6 protein-coding genes are annotated in these 7,065 nt (G+C 34.8%); 3 read left to right on the forward strand and 3 right to left on the reverse strand.

Going from position 1 to position 7,065, the window contains the following annotated elements; genetic code table 11:
- Nucleotides 1–246: 246 nt before the first annotated feature.
- On the reverse strand, nt 247–864 hold the full coding sequence (locus tag M3226_RS31005) for a DedA family protein (RefSeq protein ID WP_251573316.1): 618 nt from the start codon (nt 862–864) through the stop codon (nt 247–249).
- A 378-nt stretch (nt 865–1,242) separates the two neighbouring features.
- On the opposite strand from M3226_RS31005, the gene M3226_RS32920 reads away from it, so the two are divergent.
- The 3 genes from M3226_RS32920 to M3226_RS31020 all read left to right on the forward strand — a co-directional run bounded on the left by M3226_RS32920 (nt 1,243) and on the right by M3226_RS31020 (nt 4,204).
- Nucleotides 1,243–2,784: a COG4705 family protein gene (locus M3226_RS32920; protein WP_374110712.1), complete on the forward strand. Its 1,542-nt coding sequence runs from the start codon at nt 1,243–1,245 to the stop codon at nt 2,782–2,784.
- Between the two features lie 156 nt (nt 2,785–2,940).
- Entirely contained in the window at nt 2,941–3,741 is an 801-nt protein-coding gene (locus M3226_RS31015) for a COG4705 family protein (RefSeq protein WP_251573318.1), read from the forward strand.
- A 358-nt stretch (nt 3,742–4,099) separates the two neighbouring features.
- The gene (locus M3226_RS31020; RefSeq protein WP_251573320.1) at nt 4,100–4,204 is read left to right on the forward strand and encodes a YjcZ family sporulation protein; all 105 of its coding nucleotides are present in this window, start codon (nt 4,100–4,102) and stop codon (nt 4,202–4,204) included.
- 558 nt (nt 4,205–4,762) lie between these two features.
- On the opposite strand, the gene M3226_RS31025 is transcribed toward M3226_RS31020, so the two are convergent.
- Both M3226_RS31025 and M3226_RS31030 read right to left on the reverse strand, forming a co-directional pair.
- On the reverse strand, nt 4,763–5,773 hold the full coding sequence (locus M3226_RS31025) for a DUF3231 family protein (RefSeq protein WP_285858073.1): 1,011 nt from the start codon (nt 5,771–5,773) through the stop codon (nt 4,763–4,765).
- Between the two features lie 510 nt (nt 5,774–6,283).
- Nucleotides 6,284–6,487, reverse strand: a complete 204-nt coding sequence (locus M3226_RS31030; protein ID WP_251573322.1) for a cold-shock protein — start codon at nt 6,485–6,487, stop codon at nt 6,284–6,286.
- Nucleotides 6,488–7,065: the final 578 nt, after the last annotated feature.

Below are 7,065 nucleotides of genomic sequence, written 5' to 3' on the forward strand. Positions count from 1 at the left end.
TTTAGTGGATTTGGACGGGTTACCACCTGACTTATTCATTATAAAGGACTTTTTCTTTGCACAAAATAAAATTAGTGAAGATTTAGAGTGTTTTTAATATTGAAATTTAATTAACGCAACACTAGTGTTTGGGAATGAGTATATTATTTTTTAAAATCAATAGATTAAACCAAATTATGGTTGAAGGTTGCATGAATCAAAAAAGCAATGCTATCCTGAAGCATTGCTTTCCAAACGCAAATTATGCTATGCTGATGCCTTTTTGCTTTTAATAACTTTTATAGCTAAGAAAACTAAAATAAAGAACACGATAATTGCAACCAGATAAGCAATAGGATGTAAGATATTTTGAATATTATCCCAATTGTTACCTAACATATATCCTACATAAGTTAAGATTGCAGACCAAATCACACTACCAATGGCAGTGTAAATTAAAAATTTACTAGGAGACATACGTGCAATTCCTGCTGGTAAAGAAATAAAAGTACGAATTGCTGGCAAAATTCGTGAAACAAATACTGTAATCTCCCCACGTTTATCGAACCACTTTTCAGCAGATTCTAAATGTTTTTTTGACAAAAATACATATTTCCCAAAACGGTCGATGAATCTTTTTCCACCCCAAAGTCCAATCGCATATGCAATTAAGGAACCGATGATATTTCCTAGTGTTCCAATCAATATAACTCCTATCATATTTAAATGCCCTGTTGAGACTAAATAACCACCAAAAGGCATAATCACTTCGCTGGGAATTGGAATACAGGCACTCTCCAAAACCATTCCTAAAAGGATCCCCCAATATCCAATGGAATTGATCCAGTTTATTGCTATCTCTCCCAAATGATGCAAGATACTCACTTTAACCTCTCCCTTTAAATACTCTTTTGCAAAAATTTTTGACAATAACTATATAACAGTTTGCCATAGTTAATGCCATTTGCAACTTAGTTTTTTATTAAATTTTTTTCATTTATTACCTTTTAAATAGATAAAATTGGGGTTTCGCATAAGGGGCAACATTGTAGCTCGGTTAAGGGGAAGTACCCATATTTTTATTTTGCTCGATGACTAAAATTTTTATTGCAATATATAAACAGTTCCACTAATAAAAGATTATGGAACTTAATAGACACTTAATATATGTTTAATTGATTTTTAATAAAAACATCAAACTCATATATTATAGTTAAATTTGTTGATTAAAAAAAGGATGCTTACAAAAAGGAGATGAGTTTTTTGTCAAAAAAATATCCAGCCGCTGAAGAAACGGTGCAGGTAGAACCAGTTGTTAACCAATTGTTAAGCAAGGTACCGCAGGTTACTATTTTCTTCTGGATAATCAAAGTATTATGTACAACTGTCGGTGAAACGTTTGCTGATTTCATAAATTTCAACCTTGGATTAGGTTTAACTCTGACTACCATAATTATGGGAATAGCATTTTTCATTGTGTTGTTTATTCAATTTAGAGCAAAGAAATACGTTCCAGGTATTTATTGGACAACTGTTGTGCTTATAAGCGTATTTGGAACGTTGGTAACAGATAATTTGACAGACGGAATGGGAGTGCCTCTGGAGGTTAGTACAGCAGTTTTCTCCGTGCTTTTAGGATTAACTTTTCTTCTTTGGTATTTAAGTGAAAGAACTCTCTCGATACACTCGATTTTCACAAGAAAAAGAGAAGTATTCTATTGGCTTACCATTCTTTTCACTTTTGCACTTGGAACAGCAGTCGGAGATTTATATTCCGAACAACTCGGTTTTGGTTATCTTAAAACAGGAATAACCGTTATTATTATCATAGCTTGTGTATTTTTGGCATATAAATCAAAACTTGATGGGATATTAGCATTTTGGGTTGCCTATATTCTTACTCGTCCACTCGGAGCATCGCTAGGTGATTACCTATCTCAGCCAAAAGTTAATGGCGGGTTAGGTTTGGGGACAACCGTTACTAGTGTAATTTTTCTTGTAGCTATTCTAGCAATCATCATTCTCCTTGCTGTTACAAGAATTGATATAAACTCAAAAAGTGAAGTAGCAGAAACGAACCAACCGAACGGAAGCAAGAAAAATGTTTTGACACAAACCATTGTGGTACTATGTATTTTCTTACTTGGTGGTATAGGCGGTTATGTATGGAGAAGTAATAATATAGCATCGCAAACCACTTCTTCACAAGCTACATTAGGTGGACAATTAACAGGTTTTATTAAAATTGAAAATGACATGCTAACCTATGTAAACTCAAATAACTTTAATTCCGCTAAAACAAGTGCGGATGATTTAGAACATCAATGGGACACATCGGAAGCTAAGCTAAGAAAAATCGATGGCACCACATGGACTAAAATTGATGGTACAATTGACGTTGTTTTAGCAGCTGCTCGTTCGTCCAATCCTGATGCCAGCAAGTGTAAAGTAGCACTTAACAATTCACTCAGCGTCTTAAACACAGCAAATAAAGTAGCAGCGAATACAGCTTCTTCAACAACATTAGTTGGACAATTAACAAATTTCGCTACAATTGAAAATAATATGCTAAAGGATGTAACCTCCAATAATTTTACCTTAGCGAAGAAAAGTGCGGACGATTTGGAACATCAATGGGATACATCAGAGCCTAAACTTAGGAAAATAGATGGTACAACATGGACAAAAATTGATGGCACTATTGACGTTGTGTTAGCGGCAGTACGTTCATCAAGCCCTGATGTGAGTAAGTCCAAATCTGCACTTAAAAATTCAATTAGCGTATTAAACGGAGCAAATAAATAAAAATCTTAGGAATCGCAAATAGCGGTTCCCTTTTAAAATTTACATGCAAACTATTTAATTTTATTTTAAGAGGAAAGAAAAGTCCTAATCAAAGAGGAAAAAGCTACTAAAAAATTGATCAATTGTCATTAAAGATTATTGGAAGAAGGTCGTAATATGAACAAGTCTTTATCGGTCACCATGAATCAGTCAAAAGAAATGCTTGCTAAAGTTCCAGAAATTACACTCTACTTTTGGATTACTAAGTTGCTGACAACTGGAATGGGTGAGGTGGCATCCGATTATTTATTCGAGAATCTAAATCCACTCATTTCAGCACCCCTAAGTGTTCTCATTTTTGTAGCCGCAATGATATTACAGTTCAAAGTACGCCGATATATACCAAATGTCTACTGGTTAGTTGTCGTCATGGTTAGTATATTTGGCACAATGGCTGCAGATGTAGTTCGTGTCGGTCTAGGCATTCCCTACATCGTTTCAACCATCTTCTTTATGGTGGCACTCGCTGTCGTTCTCATAACTTGGTATTCCAAAGAAAAAACTCTGTCCGTACACAGCATCTTCACCCGTCGCCGCGAGATCTTTTACTGGCTCACCGTACTGGTAACATTCGCACTCGGTACCGCCGCAGGGGATATGACCGCATCAAGCATGCACTTGGGCTACTTATCTTCAGGTTTATTATTTACTGTCTTGCTCGTTATTCCAGCTTTGGGTTACCGATTATTTGGTCTTAATGAAATTTTTGCTTTCTGGTTTGCCTATATCATGACACGTCCAGTAGGTGCATCGTTCTCGGATTGGTTAGCAGCGTCTCATAGCCACGGTGGACTGGGAATAGACAAAGGTATGGTTAGCCTTGTTTTACTGATTTTTATTATTCTCCTAGTCGTCTTAAGAGGAGGCTCACCCGCAAAAAGCTTGGAATTTAAGGACAAAAAGGAAATAGCATCTTAGTAAATTGATCCCATATGATACGAAGACTGCCAATTTGTAAAAGATAAAATACTGATTGTGCATTAAATGCTATTTGGTACGTCGGGAACCTTTTGCTTTTATGAAATAGTTTGTCTATTACGGAAGAAAAGTCGATTTTCACAGTTGGAAGATCGACTTTTCTTTAACTTTGTGAAGAAATATGATAATTGATAAAAGGATTTTTTATTGGCGGAAAGTAAGGAGTGGAAGGTGGCTATGATTCCCTTCCTCGACGTGCGATTAAACAACTTTTTAAGAATAATTCCATACTTGTCCATTTCAAGTTATCTCCTACAGCATAAAATGTATTACCTCTTAGATAAGGAGGTGAGTATCAATGAGCTATGACGGCGGTGGAATGGGCACAAGTTTTGCTTTGATTGTTGTTCTATTCATCCTTTTAATCATTGTTGGGACATCCTTCATGCGTGTAGGATACTAATGATTGTCTAGGTAAAATAATGTCATTAAGAGGGTATCTTGGAATTTAATTAGTACCCTCTTTGTAATGCAAACTTTGCAATTTGGGTCAATTACGTTCTAAAAAAATAAATCCCTTGTTCAACTATCCTGCCAGTTACTTTAATAAAATAAGGGCTTTACTCTTTTTTCAAGTAAAGCACCTGATAGTTTAAGTGAAAAACTTCACAATATTTAACAAAAACCCTTTTACCATAACGGGTAAATAAACGGGACCTGTTAAAAAGGCAAACACAACCGTGCTTGCCTTTTTATAGCAATGTGGAATTAGAAAATACTTTTTGGAATACTTATACTTATGCAGCAGTTTGCATTCTTACTATTGAAGACATTTTTGCTAACAGAGAGTCAATTAAATAATTTAACCTGTGGTTAATGTTGTCCAGTAAGAATGCTGCTTTAATTAATATAGAAAGAAATGCTGATAATAAACGAATAAATTTTCTCAAAATGCATTCCCCCACATTGTATTTTAGTGTTATAAATAACACCAGTATTATTATTCGTTTTAAAATTAAATTTATTGATAATTTTTAATTATTTCCATTCGGTCTTCCATTTGCGGAGGTTCTTCAAACCACCCATGTTTAATCTTAATTTCCATTCCTTCTTGTCCATAAAAAAATATATCTTTGGCAATCAGAGCATTTTTCATGCTTATATCATTTCTTAAGGTAAAAAATGTCCCGAAAGCATTTCCTGTGATACTGAATCCATTGAGAAGATAGATGCAATGCATCATGAGTTTTTCAGAAAACGGGGGAACCGTTGAAGTTGTTACCGTGCTTCCAGAAGTAGCAGAAAAATGAATATTGCTATCCAAAAGTATTTCCTCGAACATTTTGATTTGTTTCTTACAAAGCTCCATTCCTTTTACAAAATAGGCTTTAACCTCTGGGGTTTTTGCACATTGGGCAAAACCAGTAATGAGCTGTAAGCCAACATTATTTGATTCTATGGCGTGATGAAGAATACCCACTTCAATATCATTCAAAGCCCTTTTCTCAGCAAATGGATTAAATCCACTCTGATACTTTTTGCTTTTAATGAACTCAGTTGTTTTTGGCATCGTAGCTTTTGGAGGAAGAGAAAGAATACCTTTTTCCAACAAATATTGAGTGGCTAACATATAAATTCTTTGTGAAGTAGAAGTAAGTCCTTCATAAATCTTCATCACTTTGTTGTTGTAAGCCATATTCATATTCATGGTGTACATCCCCATGCTAACTTCTTTTAAAATACGGACAAACATTACATCAAATCCATTGTCATACAACTTTGGTGCTTCTAAATTCACATCTTCTTTTGTAAACCCGACAGGCTTAACCATTCCTTGTTCTTGAAATAGTTGTTCCAATTCTAAAACATAAGAATTAAGCGATTCCCACAAACCTCCTACAATATTTTTAGCTCGTCGGTCATCTCCAGTTTCATAAAAATATTCCAATATTCTGAGAATGAGTGTTTTTTCTTGATAAGTTAACCAAAGTGTTCCCACTTCTGATGCACTTAAAGGGTTGGTTAAAGCCAAGATAATTTACCCCCATGAACTTTTTTCTTATTTTTCACGACCAAATTATTTATTATGTAAAAAATATGGAAATTAATTATATGAAACCCAACATACACAAGCGGCTTCAACAGCAAACATTGATTCTCTATGACCATTTGTTCAATTAAACTGCCCTTTAGTGGAACAAGAAAAGAGTCGCCGCAGCGACCCATTTATTAAACATAAGCCCCCGTTACTTTAAGTGCAATTCATCACAATCTTTATTTTAACATAAATACCCAATACGCCTTGATAGTCCATTAGAATCGAAGTAGAAAATATCGTTCAAGTATCTTATAAAAATAAGAGTCATTTTTATAAGCCACTCTCATTAAATTAGGATAATCCTTAATTGTATACTAAACTTGGTTTACTATTTGATTTACTGTTTTCATGTCTCCTACTCCTTTACGAGTGGGGGTTCTTTGTTTCACAAGAAAAAAGAAAAGCAGACTCCCATAAAAGAGCCTGCCTTCCCTGTTTTGTAAATTAAGCAGCATTACGTACGTTTGAAGCTTGAGGTCCACGTTGACCTTGCTCAACATCAAAAGTCACTGCTTGACCTTCTTCTAAAGTTTTGTAACCTTCACCTTGAATCGCTGAGAAATGAACGAATACATCGTCTCCACCTTCACGTTCGATGAAACCGAAGCCTTTTTCGCCATTAAACCATTTTACTTTACCTTTTTCCATTTGTATTGCCTCCTAGTGTGTAAACACACACAATGTAATACTATCCTTGCTCTCAGTGATCATCAAGACGAAAAGTTACAAATCCTTTTCACCGAACAAAAATAATTCTTTTTAATCATAACATTTTTTTGTAAGAAGTGGCAAGAGATAGAAAAATCCATTGAGCTCACTATTTCTTTATGATAATCATGTAATGAGCCAAGAAAATTATTAACTACCCGATTAAGTTCTGGGGAAGTCTGTACTTTGAAAACCTTTTGCCTCATACATAAATTTATCCCTCCCTTCATCTTATATTTATACACAAAAGGCATATTCTCCTATAAAAACTCCTATTATTTAAATTCCTTTCACCCGTCTTATTTGTTTGTAATATTTATGTATTTTTGTTTTTCAACTATTCTGCCCAGTTACTTGAATAAGAAAAGCGATCCTTCGTTATTGAAGCATCGCACCCGTTAGCCATCCATGAATCGCTAAAAACCAGCTCTTCACCACAGAGAATGAAAATGGTTTTAAACCGTCAATACTGATTCTACGGCTGGAGAGGAAGGTCGATGAACTATGGTGCGTTAGAG

It is taken from the genome of Neobacillus cucumis (assembly GCF_023715505.1).